The organism is Enterococcus devriesei (genome assembly GCF_001885905.1).
GTDB classification, from domain to species: Bacteria; Bacillota; Bacilli; order Lactobacillales; family Enterococcaceae; genus Enterococcus_A; species Enterococcus_A devriesei.
Genome location: NZ_JXKM01000008.1, coordinates 59,763 through 81,005 on the forward strand (window position 1 = coordinate 59,763; position 21,243 = coordinate 81,005).

Here is a 21,243-nt window from a genome sequence, read left to right on the forward strand (position 1 = left end):
GCCTTTCTAATTAACATAATATTTTTATAAAATTATTTTTTCTTCGATTTGTAGCTTTCGATCAAATTTATAAACCATTGGTGTAGCATTGGGAATATCAATCTGATCCACCTGATCGGTTGGAATATTCTCTAAAAACTGAACAAGCGCTCGCAGACTGTTGCCATGTCCACAGACCAAAACCGTTTTTCCGGCCAATAATTGTGGTGCCACTTGATCTTTCCATAGCGGACGAACACGCTTTGAAGTCATGTGCAAACTTTCACCTGTAGGGATCAAGCGCGGATCCAACTGATCGTAGCGACGGTCAAAATGATTATCTTGCGTTAAAGGCGGCACCTCGTCGAAGCCGCGTCGCCATTTTTTGACTTGCGCCGCGCCAAAATCGCGGGCGATTAAATCCTTATTTTTTCCGACTAACGCGCCATAATGCCGTTCATTTAAGCGCCAAGTTTTATATTCCGGCACAAAGCTGGCATCCGCTTCAGCTAAAATCATTTTAGCTGTTTTGATGGAGCGTTTTAGAACAGACTCATAAGCGACGTCGATCAGTAAACCGGCTTCCTTGATTTTTTTACCTGCGTCTTTAGCCTGCTGAATGCCTCGATCAGTTAAATTAACATCCAACCAACCTGTCCAATAATTTTCAAAATTTGCTTCACTTTCGCCGTGGCGAACCAAAATTAAGTTCATCTACTCACCTTCTCCTTGATAGGATAACAGAAAAAGCCTAGTTTTAGAAACTAGACCTTTTTGACAAATTGCGTATGACAATTTTTACACGTTACTTTGATTTTTCCCCGACCTTTAGGTGCCCGCATTTTTTGTTTACACTCTGGACACTTAAAATAAGTATAGGGACTTTTCTTGCCTTTGAAAAAATCCTTCACTCGATTGAGCCACAGAAGAAATTTTTGGTTTTCATTGCTGCGAGGATAGATTTTCTTTGAACAAAAACGACAAATGACCAGCAAAAACGCAGCTAGAGCAATGATGTTCCCGATATAGTAAGGGATCCAATGATCAAAGATCGTAAAGACTGCCCAGATGATCAGCAAAGCTTTATTGATTTGGTCTAGCCTACCATAACGTCCCCGCATCAAATACGCGTACTTTTGATACACATTCATCAAGCGCTGCATCCAACGATTTCCCAACAAAAATGCTCCCTTCCAAACTACTTACTTATTAAAAATTTTCGGACCTTTACGCATGTTTTTACGGTCATTCTTAGGTGTTTCCATTTTCTTCGAACGTCCGCCGCCTTGTTTATTTTTAATGATTTCTAGCATTTTTTCTTTTTGATTCATCCCTTACACCGCCTTTACTAATAATGTGACTGATTCCACATGATGGGTTTGAGGGAATAAATCAACTGGTTGAACTTTTACCGCTTGATACCCAAAAGCTTCATATCTTTTCAAATCGCGAGCCAATGTCGCTGGGTTGCAAGAGATATAAACAATTTTTTCTGGATTTGCGGCCACGGAAGCTTCAATGAATTTTTCATCCAAGCCTTTTCTTGGTGGATCAACAAAAACAACGGATGGTTCAATACCTTCACGAGCCCAACGTGGCATAATTTTTTCAGCTTTGCCAACTTCATAATTGGCATTTTCGATCCCATTGCGTTTCGCGTTGGCTTTCGCATCATCGATTGCTTGAGGAACGATTTCCACTCCGTAAACATGTTTGACTTTTTCTGCTAATGACAACCCAATCGTACCGATCCCACAGTAAGCATCTACGACGATGTCTTCTTTGTTCAAATCAGCCAGATCGATTGCGATTTGGTACAATACTTCAGTTTGCTCGGTATTGACTTGATAAAATGACTGAGATGAAATCCGATACGTTTTTCCTAACAACGTATCATCGATCGTCGTCTTGCCCAACAAGACTTTTTCTTCACGCCCCATAATAACATTGGTTTTTTCTGGATTGACATTTTGAATTACTGAAACTACTTCAGGCAATTCCTTTTTGATCACTTCTGCAATTTCCATGCCTTTAAAGAAACGCTCGGTCCGCGTGACCAAGATCACCATCATTTCATGGCTGTAATGTCCGCGACGAATCACGATATGCCGAATGAAACCGGTATTGTCTCGTTCGTTATAGGCCTTTACGTTGAAACGTTGCAAGATGTCTCGCACAGTGATGATCGCTTGGTCGATTGCTGGATCTTGGATCAAATAATTTTCGATCGGCAGCAACGTATGCGAATTTTTACGGTAAAAGCCCGTCGTCAATTTGTTTTCAACTTTTTGTACTGGAATCTGTGCTTTGTTGCGGTAACCAAAAGGATCTTTCATCCCTAATGTCGTTTCAACAGGAAGTTCAGGCATCTTAGCGATTGATTTCAAAACTTTTTGAATTTGTTCTTGTTTGAAACGCAACTGATAGTCATAGGTCATATGGCTCAAAGGTGCGATTCCGCTTCTTAATAAGTCTAAGTCTTTTACTTCTTGGCGTTCAGGATTGTCATTGAACCGTTCCATAACTTTTCCATAGCCGAATTTTTTGCCGACTTTAACTGCTTTGATCGTCACCTTTTCGTCAGGTAACGCATTTTCAACAAAGAGCGGGAATCCTTCGATATGTGCAACGCCTAACCCTTCGTAAGACAGGTCATCGATTGTCACTGTATAGGTTTGATTTTTTTCTATCGTCATTGTATTCTCCTTTAAGACTGATTCACCTATCATAATGAATTCAAGCAAAAAAAGCAAGGTAACACGCTAGTTTTCCTCATTAAGAGTTTTGTAAGAATCCGCCGCTTTCCTTTCTTCACAAAAAAGAAGTGTGACCCTACTCAGTCACACCTCCGCTTACTATTCATCTTGATCTAGATCTTCGTCTTTGATTTTCTCAAATTCTTTAACCAATTCAATTCCCGCTTCTTTTTCTTCTGGATCAACGGTTCCTAAAATGGCATTGTCATCGATCTCATCGGTATTCGCGTAAAACTCAATATGCTGATGCAGGTTTTCAAAACTCATTGGTGCATCGCCACCATACTCGCCGTCTAAATTGATCATCATTTTTTTATCTGTATCAATCAGGCTAGCATCTAAAAAGCTGGTTTTAACATAAAGAACCTTCGAATCATTCACATGCTTGCCGCCGTTTAAGACGAGGGTAATCAATCGAACGATTTCGAAAAGATTTGCCGTTTTAACGACGATCAATGAAAATTTTCCATCGTCTAATTTTGCATCCGGGGCAATCGTTTCAAAACCGCCGATGGAATTGGTTAAGCCTAAGAAAAACATCGAGGCATTGCCTTCGTATTCGCCGCCTTCATAAACTAAACGCATTTTAGTTGGCTTGATTCGAGGCAGCATTTCAGCACCCTTCGCCAAATAAGCCAAGTAGCCAAAAATGCTTTTTAACTCAGAAGGTACTTCATAGGTTAACTCAGTCAAAGAACCGCCAGCCGCAATATTAATAAAATATGTGTCTGCAGCTTTACCGATATCCATCTTGACTGTCTGCTGTTTCTGGATGACTTCCGCCGCAGCTTTTACATTGCTGCGAGGAACTTTTAAAGCCCGAGCATAATCGTTGGTCGTACCTGCGGGAATGATCGCCATCTTAGGTCGTTTTTTTAGTCCAGCGATCCCGTTGACTACTTCATTGATCGTGCCGTCCCCACCTGCGGCTACTACTAATTCAAAACCAGCTTTCGCTGCGCGGGTCGCCTCATTTTTTGCTGAATCGGGTTCCGGAGTCGTAGCAAAAGCACTAGCTTCATAGCCTGCTTTTTCAATGGCATCCAAGATATCCGCCAAATTATTACGCATGATCTCTTTTCCAGAAACTGGATTATAAATCAATCGTGCTTTCCTCATGATTTGCTCCTTGTTCATATTAAGGTATTCATTTTTCTCTCGAAAAATCAATCTTATTTTCACGCCGTATATCATTCCACTAAATAAACTGAAGCTCAAAGTAGAACTGACACCCTTGATCATATTAAGATACTCATTTTTTTAAAGTAAAACTGAATTTCTTATCGTTTTGCTAATTCCTCTTGCAGTAATTTATTTACGACACCAGGATTAGCTTTACCTTTAGTTGCTTTCATAATTTGTCCGACTAAGAAACCAACTGCGCGATCTTTCCCGTTCTTGAAGTCTTCAACGGATTGATCGTTGTTATCAAGCACTTCGTTGATCATTGGCAACAATTGAGCCGGATCAGATAATTGAACTAAACCTTTTGCTTCAACGACTTCTTTTGCTTCGCCACCGTTTTGGATCAACTCGCGGAAGACTTTCTTCGCGATTTTTGAGCTGATCGTGCCATCTGCGATCAATTTGATCATGCCGGCCAAATTATTCGGCGTTAATTTTGTCTCTGCTAATTCTAATTTTTCACTGTTTAGATAAGCGGAAACTTCACCCATCAACCAGTTAGAGGCTTGTTTAGCATCTGCCCCTTCTTTCAATGTATCCTCAAAGAAGTCCGACATTTCACGACTTAGCGTTAGAACCATTGAATCATATTCTGGCAAGCCAAGCTCATTCACGTAACGGTTTCGACGTGACGCTGGCATTTCCGGTAGTGATACCCGAACTTTTTCGATCCATTCATCATCAATCTCAAAACGTGGAATATCAGGTTCTGGGAAGTAACGATAGTCACTTGATCCTTCTTTGACACGCATTAAAATGGTTTTGTTCGTACCTTCATCGTAACGGCGAGTTTCTTGTTGGATCGTACCGCCAGAAAGTAAGACTTTCGTTTGACGTTGAACTTCAAAAACAAGACCTTTTTTCACAAAGCTGATTGAGTTCAAGTTTTTTAATTCAGTTTTTGTTCCAAATTCTTCTTGACCGTAAGGGCGTAAAGAAATATTAGCGTCACAACGCATTGAGCCTTCTTCCATCTTCACATCACTAACGCCGGTGAACTGGATGATTGAGCGTAGCGCTTCTAAATAAGCGTTAGCTTCTTCTGGTGAGCGCATATCTGCTTCGGAGACGATTTCGATTAATGGTGTTCCTTGACGGTTCAAGTCGACATATGAATAGCCGCCGATACCGTGCATATTTTTACCGGCATCTTCTTCTAAATGCACTCGCTCGATCCGAATCTTTTTCTTTTTACCGTTCACATCGATTTCAATCCAGCCATCATGTCCGATTGGTTCATCAAATTGAGAGATTTGATAAGCTTTGGGATTATCTGGGTAAAAATAGTTTTTACGGTCAAAGTGCATGTTTTTTGAGATTTCACAGTTTAACGCTAATGCGGCTTTCATCCCAAATTCAATTGCCGCTTTATTCATGACTGGTAGAACGCCTGGATAACCCCAGTCAATAATATTTGTATTCGTGTTGGCTTCCGCACCAAAGTGAGCGGGCGCTGGTGAAAAGATTTTAGAGTTTGTTTTTAATTCCACATGGACTTCAAGTCCAATGACTGTTTCTAAATTCATTATTTGTCCCCCCCTAAAATCACTGGTTTTTGTTTATGGAAATCAGTCGCTTGTTCAAATGCATAGGCTGCTTTATACATGGTTGATTCATCGAAGTGTTTTCCGATGATTTGTAATCCGACAGGTAAGCCTTCTGAGAATCCAGCTGGAACAGACATCCCTGGTAGACCGGCTAAGTTGACGGGAATCGTCAAAATGTCATTCATGTACATCGTGATTGGATCATTGATATTCTCACCAATACCAAAAGCAACCGTTGGTGAGGTTGGGCCAATGATTAGATCGTAGTCTGCAAATACTTTGTCAAAGTCTTGTTTGATCAACGTCCGAACTTGTCCGGCTTTCTTAAAGTAGGCATCGTAATAGCCGGCAGAAAGAGAAAACGTTCCTAACATGATCCGACGTTTGACTTCATCACCAAAGCCCTCTGTCCGTGTATTCACGTAAACATCTTCTAGATTTTGCACGTCTTCTGAGCGGAACCCGTAACGAATACCGTCAAAGCGTTGCAAGTTTGAGCTTGCTTCAGATGAAGCAATAATATAGTAAACTTCTACCCCGTATTTTGAGTGAGGCAAGCTGACTTCTTCAACCGTCGCGCCTAAAGCTTTAAAGGTCTCAACTGCTTTAACAATCGCTGCTTTAACCCCAGGTTCAATTCCTTCAGCCATGAATTCTTTTGGAACCGCAATTTTCATACCCTTAATGTCCCCAGTCAAACCGGCCGCGAAATCAGGGACTGAAGCGCCAGCAGAAGTGCCATCTTTAGGATCATAGCCACTGATTGCATTCAAAGCTAAGGCATTGTCCTTAACGGTCCGAGTGAATGGTCCAATTTGATCTAATGACGAAGCGAAGGCAATCAAGCCAAAACGCGACACGCGGCCATAGGTTGGTTTCAAACCAACGACCCCGTTAAAAGCAGCGGGTTGGCGGATACTACCACCGGTATCGCTACCTAAAGAAACAGGGACTTCACCAGCGGCCACTGCTGCTGCTGAACCGCCTGAAGAACCGCCGGGAACCTTCGTTTGATCCCACGCATTTTTTGTCTTTTTAAAATAAGAAGTTTCGCTTGAGCTACCCATCGCGAATTCATCCATATTTAATTTTCCAACTGGAATCAAGTCAGAGCTGTAAACTTTTTCCATAACAGTTGCATCGTAGATTGGATTGAAGTTTGATAGGATTTTCGATGCGGCAGTCGTTAAGATTCCTTTAGTAACGATATTGTCTTTAATTCCGATTGGAATACCCGCTAGCGGATTTTCCTCAGTGATTCCTTTTGCATCAACAGCTTTCGCCATTTCCATCGCTTTTTCTTCATTCAATGTGATGAAAGCATCGATCTCTGTTTCGGTCGCTTTGATTCGATCAAAGGTTTCGCTTGTTAGATCAGTTGCTGTGATTTCTTTTGAAACAAGCAAACTGTGTAGTTCTTCAATTGATTTATCGAATAATTTTTCCATTATGCACCAGCCTCTCCGTTGTCGATGATTGCCGGAACTTTAATGAAGCCATCTTCGCTTTCCGGTACGTTTTTCATTAATTCATCACGGGACCAGCCTTCTGTGGCTACATCTTCTCGCATGACGTTGATCGTTTCTAACACGTTTGAAGTAAAGGGTACACCTTCTGTATCCACTTCCCCAAGTTGTTCCACCATATCGATTATTTTTCCTAATTGATCGGTAAAACCGGTCAATTCATCATCTGAAAAAGAAAGTTTCGCAAGTTTTGCTACGTGTTTCACTTGTTCTTCATTGATTGCCATAATATCCCTCTTTCTTTTGTCAATTTTCAATCATTTTATCATAACTCTGTTAGAATTCACGTCTTTTTTCTTGAAATTTTTTGAAAAGTTGTACAATTCAAAAAAATTGTATAAAAAACCGGATTTCTGCAGACTTTACGCTTTTTTATAATACTCGTTCGTTAATAGAATCGTCAACAATCTTCTGACTTAAAATACTTATTCCTGATGACTTTCTTCGATTGCTTGGATCATTTGCTGTTCATCCCAGACTTCGATCCCCAAGCTTTGGGCTTTTGTCAATTTGCTACCCGCTTCTTCGCCGGCCACCACGATATCAGTTTTCTTAGAAACGCTGCCGGTGACTTTACCGCCAAGATTTTGGATTTTTTCTTTGGCATCTTCACGAGTGTACTCCACTAATTTGCCCGTTAAAACGATAGTCTTATCTTTGAAAGGAGATTCGACGTTTTCCAATTGGCTCGCTCGAATGCCTTTGTATGCTAAATTCACTCCGCGATCTTCGAGTTCCTGCATCAATTCGTGGACTTCCTCATTTTCAAAATAAGTGACCACGCTATCCGCGATCGTTTCTCCCATTGTATTTAATGAAACGATTTCCTCTTTTTCCGCTTTGCTTAATGCAGTTAAACTGCCGAAATGTTCTGCTAAGATTCCCGCCGCCTTTGCGCCTACATGACGAATACCTAAACCGAAGATCAATCGTTCAACTGAATTTTCACGACTGGCATCGATCGCTTGCAAAATATTTTCTGCTGATTTGTCTTTGATCTTATCTAAAGTCAACAGCTGTTCTTTATCTAAGGCATAAAGGTCCGCTACATCTGAAACCAAACCTTTATCAAACATTTGTGCTAGCACTCTCGGTCCTAAACCGTCAATGTTCATGGCGTTGCGTGAAACGAAGTGACTCAAGCCTTCTTTGATTTGGGCCGGACATTTGGGATTGATACAGCGGAGAGCGACTTCTTCATCCAAATGGACTAGCTCGCTATCACAAACGGGACAATGGGTTGGTACGGGATAAGGTTCGCTATCTGCCGGACGTTTTTCCAAAATGACTTGCGCCACCTCCGGTATAATATCCCCGGCTTTATAAACTAAAATCGTGTCTTTTAAACGAATATCTTTTTTCTCGATGTAGTCGCTGTTATGCAGACTTGCCCGGCCAACGGTTGTTCCCGCTAAGCGGACCGGCTCCATGATCGCAGTTGGGGTTAAGACGCCCGTTCGCCCAATCGTCCAATCAATATCGAGTAAGGTTGTTTGTGCTTCTTCTGGTGGGAATTTATAAGCCGTTGCCCAACGCGGAGCTTTTACTGTAAAACCTAAATCATCTTGCAAGCTGAACTCATTAACTTTAATGACGATTCCGTCGATCTCATAAGGTAATTGATCCCGTGTTTCATGGAAGTTCTCAATGTATTCCCAAACCTCTTCAATCGTTTCACAAACCCGATGCTCCGGATTGGTGCGAAACCCTAGACGAGCCATTTCATTCAAAGCATGATCTTGCGTCGTTGATTCTAGCGGTCCGAAATCAGCCAACGTGTATAAGAACGTGCTTAAATTCCGTTTGGCTGCGATTCGCGTATCTAATTGCCGCAAACTTCCAGCCGCAGCATTGCGGGGATTGGCAAAAACTTCTTTGCCTTCTTCTTCCCGCTGCTGATTTAATTTAACAAAAGAAGACTTAGGCATATAACATTCGCCTCGGACTTCGATTGATAATGGTTCTTTTAGCCGGATTGGAATCGATTTGACAGTTTTCAAATTCTCGGTGATGTTTTCACCGACGGAGCCATCGCCACGAGTAGCACCTTGGACAAAGACGCCATTCTCATATTTCAATGAAATCGAAAGCCCATCAATTTTCAACTCAACGCAATAAGAAACCGGATGCCCTACCGCTTTTTTTACCCGTTCATCAAAAGTAATCAGTTCTTCTTTACTAAAAACATCGTTCAGACTATATAGGGGAATGTCATGAACGACCTTTTCGAACCCCTCTAAGACCTTTCCGCCAACACGTTGAGTTGGAGATTCCGGTGTAATCAAGTCTGGGTATTCCGTTTCAATCTCGACTAATTCTTGATATTTTTTATCGTAAACAAAATCTTCCACTGAAGGCTGATCTTGTACATAATATTCGTGAGCATATTGATTCAATTCTGCTCGCAGCTCCGCTGAACGCGACTCGGCCGCTTGAAAAGTCATTGGTTCCAAGAAGATCCCTCCTAAAAATAATTCGTCTTTAGATTTTTTCAATCGGCGCAAAGGCAGCCAATAAACGTTTCACACCTTGCTGTGGAAAGGCAATATCCAATTCAACATCTTTTGAATTGCCGCTGACTTTCACCACGGTGCCGACGCCCCACTTTTTATGTTGGACTTTATCTCCGGGATTCCAGCTTTCATTCTCGCCGCCGGAGGCCGTTCTATTCATGACCGGTTCCCGTGTGGCATGCTGATACTTAGGCTTCATTTGATTGCTATTATTTTTAAATGGACTGCCAAAAGTTGCAGCTTTTTGTTGCGGCTGCATCCCAACCGGATTTAAGAGACTCTCATCGATCTCCGCCACAAAACGGGAAGGCTGATTGTACTGGGTCTTTCCGTAAAGAGTTCGAGAAAAGGCATTGGTTAAAAATAAACTTTCTTCAGCCCGCGTGATCCCCACATAAGCCAAACGCCGTTCTTCCTCTAATTCCGCTTCTTCCATCAAAGAACGCGACAACGGGAAGATTTTTTCCTCCATCCCGATCAAGAAAACAATCGGAAATTCCAGTCCCTTCGCAGCATGGAGGGTCATTAGCGTAACTTGGGAGCTTTCTTCTTGATAATCGTCTAAGTCAGAAACTAACGCCAAATCATTCAAGAAAATCGCCAGTTTTTCTTCTGGTGCGTTGTCTGCGTCATCCTCTTCCACAGCGTTGCGCTTATCAAATTCTTGTGTGACGGAACGAAATTCCTCCAAGTTTTCTAAACGAGATTCAGCTTCTAAGGTTCGTTGGTTTTTTAATTCGTCTAAATAGCCTGTTCGTTCCAATACTTGATCGACTAATTCCGTTACTGGCAAATATGCGACCATTTCTTGAAATTGTGTGATCATTGTCGCAAATTCGCCGATCATACGGCCAGCTTTTCCAGAAATATTGGCTAAGTCAACGTTTTGAGCCGCCTCCACCATTGACCAATCATGCATCGTAGCAAAATTCCGTAACTTTTCAACGGAAGCTGCGCCAATTCCACGCTTCGGTGTGTTGATCACTCGTTCAAAGCTGACACCGTCACGAGGATTATTGATAATATTTAAGTAAGCAATTATATCCTTGATTTCTTTCCGATCGTAGAACTTATGTCCGCCTACCATTGTATAAGGCACATTTGATTTTACTAGCGTGTCTTCAATCACCCGTGATTGAGCGTTGGTTCGATACAGCACGGCAAAATCATTATAGCTGCGATTGTTGGTTTGGATTTCTTCTTTGATCTTACTAACGATGAATTGTGCTTCATCCCGTTCACTATCGGCGCGATAATACGTGATTTTTTCGCCGCTTTGGTTGTCAGTCCAAAGGTTTTTGTCACGGCGATTGCTATTGTTCTTAATAACTTGATTGGCGGCATCTAAAATACTTTTAGTTGAACGATAATTTTGTTCTAGCAAAATGACCGTAGCATCATTATAATCCTTCTCAAAATCTAAAATATTTTGCATGTCCGCTCCGCGCCAACCGTAAATACTTTGGTCGGCATCCCCTACGACACATAAGTTGCGGAACCGGGCTGCCAACATATTTACCAAAGTGTATTGGGCATGGTTGGTATCTTGATACTCATCCACATGAAGATAATGAAATTTATTTTGATAATAGGTCAACACTTGATCATTATCTTCGAATAAACGAATCGTGTTCATGATCAGATCATCGAAGTCCATACTCTGATTGTTCCGTAACGCTTTTTGATACGCGTCATAACAACGAGCAACAATTTCCTCAAAAAAAGAGCCTTGGCGTTCGGCGTAGGTTTCCGCTGTCAATAATTCATTTTTCGCGTTACTGATAGCACCTAGAATCGAACGTGGATCGTATTTCTTCGGATCAATGTTCAATTCTTTTAGAATTCGTTTCATTAAGGTCAACTGATCAGATCCATCTAAGATCGTAAAGTTCCGATCATAACCAATTGCGTCTACATCCCGGCGTAAAATTCGGACACACATGGAGTGGAAAGTCGAGACCCAAACATCTTGTCCCCCTTGTCCTAAGATGCCATTCACTCGTTCCTTCATTTCCCGAGCGGCTTTATTGGTAAAGGTAATCGCTAAGATATTCCAAGGATTCACATTTTTTTCTTCTATTAAATAAGCAATTCGATGAGTCAGGACCCGCGTCTTTCCGCTTCCTGCTCCAGCCATAATTAATAGCGGGCCTTCTGTGTGAAGTACCGCCTCTTTTTGTTTAGGGTTTAGTCCTGCTAACAACTCCTGTTTGTTTGGCATGCAAAACGTCCTTTCTCTTTTCAATCTTTTTTATTATAGCATCTCAGAAAGTTTCGCGACACTAGCAACAATTTAAAAAAGCGAATTCATTGATTCATCCTTGTTTTTCTTTTAATTTCGCGCTAAATTTAATAAGGGTATGGAGGGAATTCATGAAAAACGAACACGAAATCAAACGTTTAGATAGTACGAAAGTTATTTTTATTTTAAAGGGTGTCCTAATTGGCGCGCTTGCAGGGATTATCGTCAGTCTGTTTCGCTTACTGATTGAAAAGATGATGGAACATGTGGTGACCCTCTATTTATGGTTTCACGACAATCCCCTATGGCTAATTCCTTGGGCCTTTGTGATGATCGCTTTTGCCGTTACGATCGGCGCCTTAATGAAGTCCGATCCGAACATTAAAGGCAGCGGAATTCCACAAGTCGAAGGTACACTCCAAGGCGAGATCAAATTAAATTGGTTCTCAATTCTGTGGAAAAAATTTGTTGGTGGTGTCCTTTCCGTTGGTTCGGGGTTATTTTTAGGCCGCGAAGGTCCTTCGATTCAATTAGGGGCAATGGTAGGGCAAGGCTTTAGTGAATACACCCACGCCTCCACTTCAGAGAAAAAAATCTTTATTTCTAGCGGCGCGGCAGCTGGTCTAGGAGCCGCTTTCAACGCACCGATTGCTGGTTTATTATTTGTAATCGAAGAAATCCACCATCATTTTTCACCCTTGATCTGGCTGACTTCACTAACAGCAGCGCTGACTGCGAATCTCGTTTCACTGAATTTTTTTGGCTTAAAGCCGGTACTTTTCATCGCGGACGTTCCTTCGCTGCCGTTGAAATACTATGGCTGGCTCGTTGTCTTAGGAATTATTTTAGGTATTTTGGGTTATCTATATCAAATTGTTTTATTGTCATTACCACGTTGGTACAAACATACACATTTGCCAGAGCATCTTTATGGACTCGTTCCTTTTCTATTGATTATTCCGATTGCTTTCTTTTTGCCAAATTATTTAGGCGGCGGCAATCAAATTGTCCTAATGATTGGGCAGCAAAATTTATCGTTGACCTTGTTGATTGGTTTATTTCTGTTACGCTTTATTTTTTCGATGGTTTCCTATGGAGCGAATCTTCCCGGAGGAATCTTTTTACCAATTCTTACCCTTGGCGCCTTAATTGGTGCGATCTACGGGACGATTTTGCATCAGTGGTTTGGGCTGGATAATAGCTTGATTCGTGACTTTGCCATTTTTGCCATGGCTGGCTACTTTACTGCCATTGGGAAAGCGCCTTTGACAGCTATTATTTTAGTGACTGAAATGGTGGGAAATATTACTCACTTGATGCCCTTAGCGGTTTGTTCCCTGACTGCCTATGTCATCAATGATCTTTTAGGTGGTAATCCAATTTATGAATCGCTACTTGAACGATTAGTCAAAGGTTATTTGCCTAGCATTACCGGCAATAAAACAATCATTGAATTTCCCGTCACCGCAGAAAGCACGTTAGACGGTACGATGGTTCGTGATTTCAACTGGCCAAAAGAGATGCTATTGATCTCGATTCGCCGCGGCTCCTCCGAAATTCTGACTCATGGCGATACCGTTATGAAGGTTGGGGATTTATTGATGATTTTAACCGACGAAGGCTATACACAAAAAATAAAAACGTTGATTCGCGAACGTTCTCATGCAGCCGTCGCGAAAAAACAAGATAAAGCAATAAGAGGCTGAGCTAAGCTCAACCTCTTATTTTTTGTGCCATTTTTTCATTTACATAGACTGAAACTTGACCGTCATTAACGGTGAATGTTCCTTGTCCATTCTCATCTAATGTGATTTTTGCTTCATTATTTCCTAGCAGATCGACAAAGGTCTCGCCTTCATGAATCGCGCTGATGGTCATCTCTTTCTCACCACCACCAGCATTGGTCATGATGACTGCCATACCAGAATCCTTTTGATCAAAATCACCGGTACACGTCCAGCCAATAACATCAGGATCATCAAAATAATCGGCTTGGCTGCCAAAAACCAATTCTTCACGCAGCTTAATCAACGCATTCAAACCGTCGCCGACTGCCTCAGCATTTTCGGTTCCGTAAAGATCTCCCCAAAAAATCACCGGCGTTCCTTCGTTGCGTAGGAGAATCAGACTGTAGGCTTGAAGCTTGAACCAACCTTCCACCCATGACTCCAAACTTTGCCCTTGTTGCGTATCATGATTATCGACGAAGGTCACTGCCCAATCCGGTCGTGTCTCAATCAAAGTCCCGGCAAAGATTTGTCGCATATCAAAATTGCCCATCGTTGAAGCCGCTTGAAATAAATTAAAGTGCAGTGGTACATCAAAAAGTGAAATCAAATTGCCAGATGAATCTAAATACTCTTGCAGCTTTTCTAATTCATCCGACCAATATTCACCAACCACAAACAGATCAGAATCCTTTTCTTCCCGGCGATGCAAGATCCAATCAACAAATAAATCAAAACGAATGTGTTTCACCGCATCCAAACGATAGCCATCGACACCGGTTAATTCTTGATACCATTTGCCCCATTTGTCTAGCTGTTCGATTGTTTCAGGATTTTCCATGTCTAGGTTACAGCCCATCAAATAATCAAAATTGCCATTTTCATCATCGACTTTTGGCTCCCAGCCTTTATCGGCAAAATTAAAGATCGCGTGGTCTTTTTCCCGTGCGTCATAATCGACACCAGAGAAATTTTTCCACGTCCATTGATACTCATTGTATTTTCCCTGACGTCCAGGGAAAGTAAATTTAGTCCACGCTTCAATTTCTTCTTCGCCGGAAGTTGGTTTTGTTCGATCGTCGAAGTGATAAGAAACTGCCGAAACAATCTCCGTTTCATCCGCACCCATGAAATGATCAAAAACAATATCGGCATAAATTTTTAGCCCAGCTTTTTTCAATGCAGCAATACTGCTTAAATACTCATCTTTTGTTCCATACTTGGTTTTAACGCTACCCTTTTGATCAAACTCACCTAGATCATAAAGATCATAAGTCCCGTAGCCAACATCATTAGCCCCTTCTGATCCTTTATAAGCAGGCGGCATCCAGATTGCGTTAATACCAAAGTGACGTAATTCTTCTGCTTTTTCGGCGAGTGTTTTCCAATGTGTGCCATCAGCAGGAAGATACCATTCAAATCCTTGTAAAATTGTTTGTTTTTCCATAACCTTCACCTCTATATCTATCATACAGAATGTGAACGATCCTTCAAAATAAGATGACCTGCAAATTATCGATAAATGATTTTGAACGTTTTTGGATGTTTGTGGTTGAATTATTAAATTTACTATGTTACTATATCATTGAAGGAGGATTGAAAATGCTTACAGAAGAACGACACAAAAAAATAATCGAATGGTTAGAGCGTGACGGAGTCGTGAAATCACAAGAGTTAATTCAGTGGTTAGACTCTTCAGAATCCACCGTACGGCGAGATTTACACGAGTTAGAAGAATTAGGAATTTTAGAGCGTGTTCACGGCGGGGCCAAGCGCCCCCAACATCTCGAGCAAGAGTTAGGAATGTTTGAGAAATCGTCCAAAAACGTTCAGCAAAAACAGTTGATTGCACAATATGCCGCTGAACAAATTGCTGAAGGCGATGTGATCTATCTCGATGCCGGAACGACCACCTCTGAGATGATCCCTTTTTTAAAAAATAAAACCGTCACCGTTGTCACGAACTCCGTTGGACTAGCCGCCCGTTTAGTAGAAGCGCAAATCGCAACGATTGTTTTAGGTGGCCGGATTAAATTGACTACTGATGCCGTTGTAGGATCGCAAGCGTTGGAACAATTAAAACAATATCGTTTCAACAAAGCCTTCATGGGTATGAATGGCGTCCATTTGGATAGCGGCTACTCAACACCAGATGCAGAAGAAGCCATTTTAAAAAGAGCAGCCATCAAGCAATCTGAAAAAGCTTTTATTTTAGTCGATCATAGCAAGTTCAATCAAACGAGCTTTGTCAGTGTCGCTCCATTGCCGGCAGCTTCAATCCTCACCGATACCTGTCCTTTGGTTATCCATGATCAAATCACAGAACAAACTACCTTAAAGGAGGTTTCTGTATGATCTATACAGTGACACTAAATCCTTCGATTGATTATATTGTGCATGTCGACCAATTAACGATCGGCGATGTCAATCGAATGAAAAATGACTTAAAATTACCCGGTGGTAAAGGCATCAATGTTTCAAGAATCTTGAAACGCATCAATAACGACTCCACTGCCTTAGGTTTTCTTGGCGGATTTACCGGATCGTTTATTGAAAATTGGATGACCAAAGAAGCCATCAAAACAAATTTCACCACCGTTGCTGACGACACCCGGATTAATATCAAGCTAAAAGCCGACCAAGAAACTGAAATCAATGGTCAAGGCCCTGCTGTTTCTCCTGAAGAAATGGCTGAATTGAAAAAAGTCTTAACCAACCTTAACGCTGATGACATCGTCGTTCTTTCTGGCAGCAAGCCAGCCAGTGTTCCTACCGGCTTTTATCAAGAATTGATCGAAATCGTCAAAGCCCAAGGCGCTTCATTCGTGATTGATACCACCGGCGCAGATTTAATGGATGCTTTAGAACAAGCACCGCTACTGGTCAAACCAAATAATCATGAATTGGCTGATTTATACCAAACCTCCTTTGACTCCGTTGAAGCAATCTATCCCTTCGGTCAACGTTTACTAGACGAAGGTGCGCAACACGCATTAGTTTCAATGGCCGGTGACGGCGCGTTATTATTTACGAAGGACGGCATCTATCGCTCCAATGTGCTTAAACGAAACGTTAAAAACTCTGTTGGAGCTGGCGATTCAATGATTGCAGGTTTTGTCGGTAACTATACGAAAACGAAAGACCCAGTCGAAGCATTCAAATGGGGCGTAGCTTGCGGCAGTGCTACAACCTTTTCAGATGATTTAGCCACTGCTGATTTTATTCAAGAATTATTACCAGAAGTTGAGATCACAAAAGTAAAATAGCTTGCTCTCATCGCTTCTGTTAAAAAGTAAAAAAATGGAGGGACTACCATGCATATTAAAGATTTATTGATCAAAGAAGCCATGATCATGGATTTGCAGGCAACGACTAAAAAAGCCGCGATCGATGAAATGGTTCAAAAGATGTACGACGCTGGCCGCATTTCTGACATTGAGGTTTATAAAGAAGGAATTTTAAATCGGGAAGCGCAAACTTCAACCGGCTTAGGCGACGGCATCGCAATGCCCCACGCCAAAAATAGCGCGGTTAAGGAAGCGACGGTTTTATTTGCAAAAAGTAAAGCGGGCGTCGATTATGAATCATTAGACGGTCAACCTACTTACCTTTTCTTCATGATCGCTGCTCCAGAAGGTGCGAACGATACTCACTTACAAGCATTAGCCGCTCTTTCAAGACTATTGATTGATCCTGATTTTGTTGCGAAACTAAAATCGGCAGAAACACCTGAACAAGTTCAAGAAACTTTTGATACGGCCGAAAAGGCCAAAGAAGCAGAAGAAAAAGCGGAAGAACAAGCCGCCGCTTTAGAAAGTATCACGGATGAAAATCGTCGCTATCTTGTAGCTGTGACAGCCTGCCCTACCGGTATCGCTCACACCTATATGGCGGAGGACGCATTAAAGAAAAAAGCAAAAGAAATGGGTGTCGACATCAAAGTCGAAACTAACGGCTCTGAAGGAATCAAACATCGTCTAACTGATGAAGATATCGCTCGCGCAGACGGCGTCATCGTTGCGGCGGATAAAAAAGTTGAAATGAATCGTTTCAACGGTAAAGAATTAGTCAATCGTCCAGTTAGCGACGGTATCCGCAAACCAGAAGAGTTGATCAACTTAGCCTTAAGCGGAAGTGCTCCGATCTATCATGGCGATGGTGACAGTTCTTCGGCTGATGAAGAAAAAAGCGACAACGGAACCGTGGGACAACGGATCTATAAAGATTTAATGAACGGCGTTTCTCATATGTTGCCATTCGTTATCGGTGGCGGGATCATGATCGCATTGTCATTCATGATCGACCAATTTATGGGTGTTCCCCATTCAGAACTTGCTAATTTGGGAAATTACAACCAAGCGGCTAGCTGGTTCAACCAAATCGGTGGCGCAGCCTTCGGTTTCATGCTTCCTGTTTTAGCAGGATTCATCGCTTCAAGTATCGCTGACCGTCCTGGTTTGATCGCTGGGTTTGCAGCTGGTGCTTTAGCTAATACTGGCGGCGCTGGTTTCTTAGGCGCATTACTTGGTGGTTTTATCGCTGGGTATGTCATCATCTTCTTGAAGAAATTGTTTAAGAACTTGCCTAAATCACTTGAAGGAATCAAAGCAATTCTATTCTATCCTTTCTTTGGATTATTGATCACCGGCTTCTTGATGCTGTTAGTTAATATCCCTATGAAAGCGATCAACGATGCATTAAATGGTTTCTTGACTGGCCTTAGCGGATCAAATGCGATCTTACTTGGTGCTTTACTTGGTGGGATGATGGCGGTTGACTTAGGCGGTCCAATCAACAAAGCGGCCTACGTCTTCGGTACTGCAACACTTGCTTCAAGCGTTGCTCAAGGCGGATCAATCGTTATGGCGGCAGTTATGGCCGGCGGAATGGTTCCTCCATTAGCAATCTTTGTCGCGACTCGCCTGTTCAAAAATAAATTCGAAAAAGACCAAGTGGACGCAGGCTTGACCAATATTGTCATGGGCTTATCCTTCGTGACCGAAGGGGCGATCCCATTTGCGGCAGCCGATCCTATTCGGGTCATTCCAAGTTTCGTCGTAGGTTCAGCTTTAGCCGGCGGCTTAGTTGGGGCGGTTGGTATCAAATTATTGGCACCACACGGCGGAATCTTCGTAGTTTTATTACTGAGCCATCCACTACTTTATCTAGTCTTCATCACGATTGGCGCGATCGTATCAGGAGTCATTTATGGCTTAGTGAAAAAGCCCGTTGCGAAATAGTTGCAAACAAAAAACCACTTTCGAAAATTTTCGAAAGTGGTTTTTTTCTTCACTATCATTTATAACCAGCGATCTTTTCTGCGAACACGGACAGGCTGAGGTTTAGGTTCAATTGAAAAAAGAATCATTCCGATAAAGAACACTGCGATTGACAAAGGGATTTCTAATGATGCAAGTGGCAATCCAAAAATCATTCCAACGACTAATAAGCAACTACCCATAATCTTAATATATCTTAGATTCATAACTAACCTCTCCTTTTTGTGTTAAGTGTTAAATCTCCAGTATGTCCAAATGATTTTTAGCCGACACTTTTTTTTGATCAATAAATGACACAATCAAATGCTTTGCTTCTTTTTCCAATGAAAATGTTAAAGAATCATTTTTTCGGCTGACTTGATGGATCGTCATATCGTTTAACGCTGCTTTCAAATCTTCCAAAGGAAAATCCAAAAAGGCTTTTTTAGGAATAAATAATTGTAAAACAGCTGTGTAGTCTTTGTAACGGGCGTCCTGAATCTTGAATTCGATTGAATCCCGAATATAATACTCAAAAGCCGCTAAGCCTTTGTCTAACGTCAATTCAGGATATAAAATATGATAGTTCATCATACGTTCACTTTCATCATCGATCCAAGGAAAATAAGCGAGTGCATTTAGCCCGCCTTTCATTCGATTCACCCGGTATTGATTAGTTAAAAAATTATAGGTGCGTGTAACAAAATAGGAAGCTCGATTTTTTTCAGTTGGTTGAAACTGTTCATTTTGATACTGAACCGTTTGAATGACTGTATCTTCAAACGCAAATTCAATATACGGCTGCTTCAACAATCCAATTCCGTTCGTATAAGACAGTTGTGAAATCCCTAATTGATCACGAAACAGTTGCTGAAATCTTAGATTAGGTTCTTCCTGCCACTGAAATGGGTCCTTATATAATTCAAAAAAGACGCCGCCGCCAAGTTCACCCACTTTTTCAACTTGCTGAATCTCCAACAATAACGGCTTCGCAAATAATTTTTTATAGGACTCTCCTAGAAACAACCACCAGCAAGACGTTAGACAAACCCCTTTGTAAAAAACATCATAGCCTGGAAAATTATTACAATCCACCACTACGTCGCCATTAAGCCCTTTCATTTTTGGTAACGCTTGTGTTTCTTCCGCGGACTCAAAGGAACGCCGTTTTACTAGCTCACTAGTGTTATGATATAAATACTCGTCATACGAGCGTAGGTAGGCGAATAAACCGTGTTGAATCAAACGTGCCTTTAAATAATCCAAATAAACCGTATCCCAATAATAAAAGGTTTTTTCTCGGATGATCGACTTTTCAAAAAGAGTATCACCCAGTAAATGAATCGTCGTTTCTTCTTCAGGATTTTTTATTTGAAGCCAAAAATCCTCCTCCATACCAAAATTCTCAACGACTTGTTGCAATTCTTGATAGTCAAATGCTTGTTCAGAGCCGTTGATCGACATCTCATCTGGTTCCAGCAATAAACGACTCATAATCAACCAGTCAGCTAAGTGTGACTGAATATCGGATTGCTTTAAATCGCAAAGCTGGCTGACGCCATACAATTTTTGTTGTTTTGTCATTGCCTTCCCCTTTCTTCTTTCTCTATTTTAATTATATCTTAAAGATTTAAAAATCACTAAGAAATTGACCATTAAGTTTTCAAAAAATTGTATACTAGAATGAATTATGGTAAAAATAAAGCGGAGGTGTTCAGATGGGTTTAAAATTCGAAAGAGCCGATGATTTGGACAAGCTTTTTGAATCGTTTGCGGTTGATCCTGATAAAGAAGTCAAGAAAGATGCGGACATTCAAAAATTTTTAAAACCAAAGAACGACGATACAGATAAAAAAAAGGATCAAGCCTAAAGCTGATCCCTTGAAACTGTAGCCTTTGCTTAAACGCAGGCTGCAGTTTTTTATTTGATTGCGGCTTCAATTGCTTGCCAAGCCTCTTCTTTGCCTTGCTTTGTTTCCGAAGAAAAAAGGATGAAGGTGTCGCTTGGATCGAAATCCAATTTTTTCTTAATGGCGCTAGTGTGCTTGTTCCATTTCCCGCGAGGAATCTTATCGGCCTTCGTCGCTACGACGATCACTGGAATATCATAGTATTTCAGAAATTCGTACATCTGGATATCTTCTTTACTAGGATCATGACGAACATCGACTAGAGAAACGACGGCTCTCAGTTGTTTCCGGCTAGTGATATAGGTCTCGATCATCTCACCCCATTTTGCCCGCTCCGTTTTGGAAACTTTGGCATACCCATAGCCAGGTACGTCGACAAAATGTAAAGCATTTTCAATTAGATAAAAATTTAGCGTTTGAGTTTTGCCGGGTTTGCCAGAAGTCCGTGCAAGATTTTTACGATCAATTAAAGTATTGATGAAGGAAGATTTGCCAACATTGGAACGTCCAGCCAAAGCGATTTCAGGTAAATCTGTTTCTGGATACTGTTTGGGCGAGACCGCGCTAATTACGATCTCTGCATTATGAACTTTCATTCTT

At 41.5% G+C, this 21,243-nt stretch carries 19 protein-coding genes; 5 read left to right on the plus strand and 14 right to left on the minus strand.

Going from position 1 to position 21,243, the window contains the following annotated elements; all coding sequences use genetic code 11:
* Positions 1–24: 24 nt before the first annotated feature.
* From RV00_RS11630 to pcrA, 10 genes are all read right to left on the minus strand, one after another.
* Entirely contained in the window at positions 25–693 is a 669-nt protein-coding gene (locus RV00_RS11630) for a 2,3-bisphosphoglycerate-dependent phosphoglycerate mutase (protein WP_071862762.1), read from the minus strand.
* 50 nt (positions 694–743) lie between these two features.
* Complete coding sequence (locus RV00_RS11635) at positions 744–1,142, minus strand: hypothetical protein (RefSeq protein ID WP_071862813.1); 399 nt, start codon at positions 1,140–1,142, stop codon at positions 744–746.
* A 39-nt stretch (positions 1,143–1,181) separates the two neighbouring features.
* Positions 1,182–1,310 carry a hypothetical protein gene (locus RV00_RS16825; protein WP_071862763.1) on the minus strand — a complete coding sequence of 43 codons (129 nt, stop codon included), beginning with the start codon at positions 1,308–1,310 and terminating at the stop codon, positions 1,182–1,184.
* A gap of 3 nt (positions 1,311–1,313) precedes the next feature.
* Positions 1,314–2,675 carry a 23S rRNA (uracil(1939)-C(5))-methyltransferase RlmD gene (gene rlmD, locus RV00_RS11645; RefSeq protein ID WP_249024101.1) on the minus strand — a complete coding sequence of 454 codons (1,362 nt, stop codon included), beginning with the start codon at positions 2,673–2,675 and terminating at the stop codon, positions 1,314–1,316.
* Positions 2,676–2,834: 159 nt separating this feature from the next.
* Entirely contained in the window at positions 2,835–3,854 is a 1,020-nt protein-coding gene (locus RV00_RS11650) for a diacylglycerol kinase (RefSeq protein WP_071862764.1), read from the minus strand.
* 161 nt (positions 3,855–4,015) lie between these two features.
* Positions 4,016–5,446 (minus strand): Asp-tRNA(Asn)/Glu-tRNA(Gln) amidotransferase subunit GatB, encoded by a 1,431-nt coding sequence (gatB, locus tag RV00_RS11655; RefSeq protein WP_071862765.1) that lies wholly within the window; start codon positions 5,444–5,446, stop codon positions 4,016–4,018.
* Positions 5,446–6,915, minus strand: a complete 1,470-nt coding sequence (gene gatA, locus RV00_RS11660; RefSeq protein WP_071862766.1) for an Asp-tRNA(Asn)/Glu-tRNA(Gln) amidotransferase subunit GatA — start codon at positions 6,913–6,915, stop codon at positions 5,446–5,448. The genes gatB and gatA overlap by 1 nt, the downstream gene beginning before the upstream one ends.
* Positions 6,915–7,220, minus strand: coding sequence for an Asp-tRNA(Asn)/Glu-tRNA(Gln) amidotransferase subunit GatC (gene gatC / locus RV00_RS11665; protein ID WP_071862767.1), 306 nt, complete (start codon positions 7,218–7,220; stop codon positions 6,915–6,917). The genes gatA and gatC overlap by 1 nt, the downstream gene beginning before the upstream one ends.
* Before the next feature lie 198 nt (positions 7,221–7,418).
* On the minus strand, positions 7,419–9,437 hold the full coding sequence (gene ligA / locus RV00_RS11670; RefSeq protein ID WP_379925304.1) for an NAD-dependent DNA ligase LigA: 2,019 nt from the start codon (positions 9,435–9,437) through the stop codon (positions 7,419–7,421).
* A gap of 37 nt (positions 9,438–9,474) precedes the next feature.
* The gene (pcrA, locus tag RV00_RS11675; protein WP_071862769.1) at positions 9,475–11,727 is read right to left on the minus strand and encodes a DNA helicase PcrA; all 2,253 of its coding nucleotides are present in this window, start codon (positions 11,725–11,727) and stop codon (positions 9,475–9,477) included.
* 152 nt (positions 11,728–11,879) lie between these two features.
* On the opposite strand from pcrA, the gene RV00_RS11680 reads away from it, so the two are divergent.
* Complete coding sequence (locus RV00_RS11680; RefSeq protein ID WP_071862770.1) at positions 11,880–13,454, plus strand: ClC family H(+)/Cl(-) exchange transporter; 1,575 nt, start codon at positions 11,880–11,882, stop codon at positions 13,452–13,454.
* A gap of 7 nt (positions 13,455–13,461) precedes the next feature.
* Here RV00_RS11680 and RV00_RS11685 read toward each other — a convergent pair whose 3' ends face one another.
* On the minus strand, positions 13,462–14,922 hold the full coding sequence (locus RV00_RS11685; RefSeq protein ID WP_071862771.1) for an alpha-amylase: 1,461 nt from the start codon (positions 14,920–14,922) through the stop codon (positions 13,462–13,464).
* Between the two features lie 155 nt (positions 14,923–15,077).
* Between RV00_RS11685 and RV00_RS11690 the strand changes: the two genes are divergently transcribed.
* From RV00_RS11690 to RV00_RS11700, 3 genes are read left to right on the plus strand one after another with little or no spacing between them, the layout of a single operon-like run.
* The gene (locus RV00_RS11690; RefSeq protein WP_071862772.1) at positions 15,078–15,830 is read left to right on the plus strand and encodes a DeoR/GlpR family DNA-binding transcription regulator; all 753 of its coding nucleotides are present in this window, start codon (positions 15,078–15,080) and stop codon (positions 15,828–15,830) included.
* Positions 15,827–16,741, plus strand: coding sequence for a 1-phosphofructokinase (pfkB, locus tag RV00_RS11695; RefSeq protein ID WP_071862773.1), 915 nt, complete (start codon positions 15,827–15,829; stop codon positions 16,739–16,741). Before RV00_RS11690 ends, pfkB begins: the two co-directional genes overlap by 4 nt.
* A 48-nt stretch (positions 16,742–16,789) precedes the next feature.
* Complete coding sequence (locus RV00_RS11700) at positions 16,790–18,715, plus strand: PTS fructose transporter subunit IIABC (protein WP_071862774.1); 1,926 nt, start codon at positions 16,790–16,792, stop codon at positions 18,713–18,715.
* 59 nt (positions 18,716–18,774) lie between these two features.
* Here the strand turns inward: RV00_RS11700 and RV00_RS11705 are convergent, their stop codons facing one another.
* Both RV00_RS11705 and RV00_RS11710 read right to left on the minus strand, forming a co-directional pair.
* A complete protein-coding gene (locus tag RV00_RS11705; protein WP_071862775.1) occupies positions 18,775–18,960 on the minus strand; it encodes a hypothetical protein in 186 nt (61 codons plus the stop codon).
* Between the two features lie 28 nt (positions 18,961–18,988).
* A complete protein-coding gene (locus RV00_RS11710) occupies positions 18,989–20,317 on the minus strand; it encodes a hypothetical protein (RefSeq protein WP_071862776.1) in 1,329 nt (442 codons plus the stop codon).
* A gap of 134 nt (positions 20,318–20,451) precedes the next feature.
* Between RV00_RS11710 and RV00_RS16450 the strand changes: the two genes are divergently transcribed.
* Positions 20,452–20,604 carry an SPJ_0845 family protein gene (locus RV00_RS16450; RefSeq protein WP_169818953.1) on the plus strand — a complete coding sequence of 51 codons (153 nt, stop codon included), beginning with the start codon at positions 20,452–20,454 and terminating at the stop codon, positions 20,602–20,604.
* 50 nt (positions 20,605–20,654) lie between these two features.
* Here RV00_RS16450 and yihA read toward each other — a convergent pair whose 3' ends face one another.
* Positions 20,655–21,239 carry a ribosome biogenesis GTP-binding protein YihA/YsxC gene (gene yihA / locus RV00_RS11715; protein WP_071862777.1) on the minus strand — a complete coding sequence of 195 codons (585 nt, stop codon included), beginning with the start codon at positions 21,237–21,239 and terminating at the stop codon, positions 20,655–20,657.
* Between the last annotated feature and the right edge of the window lie 4 nt (positions 21,240–21,243).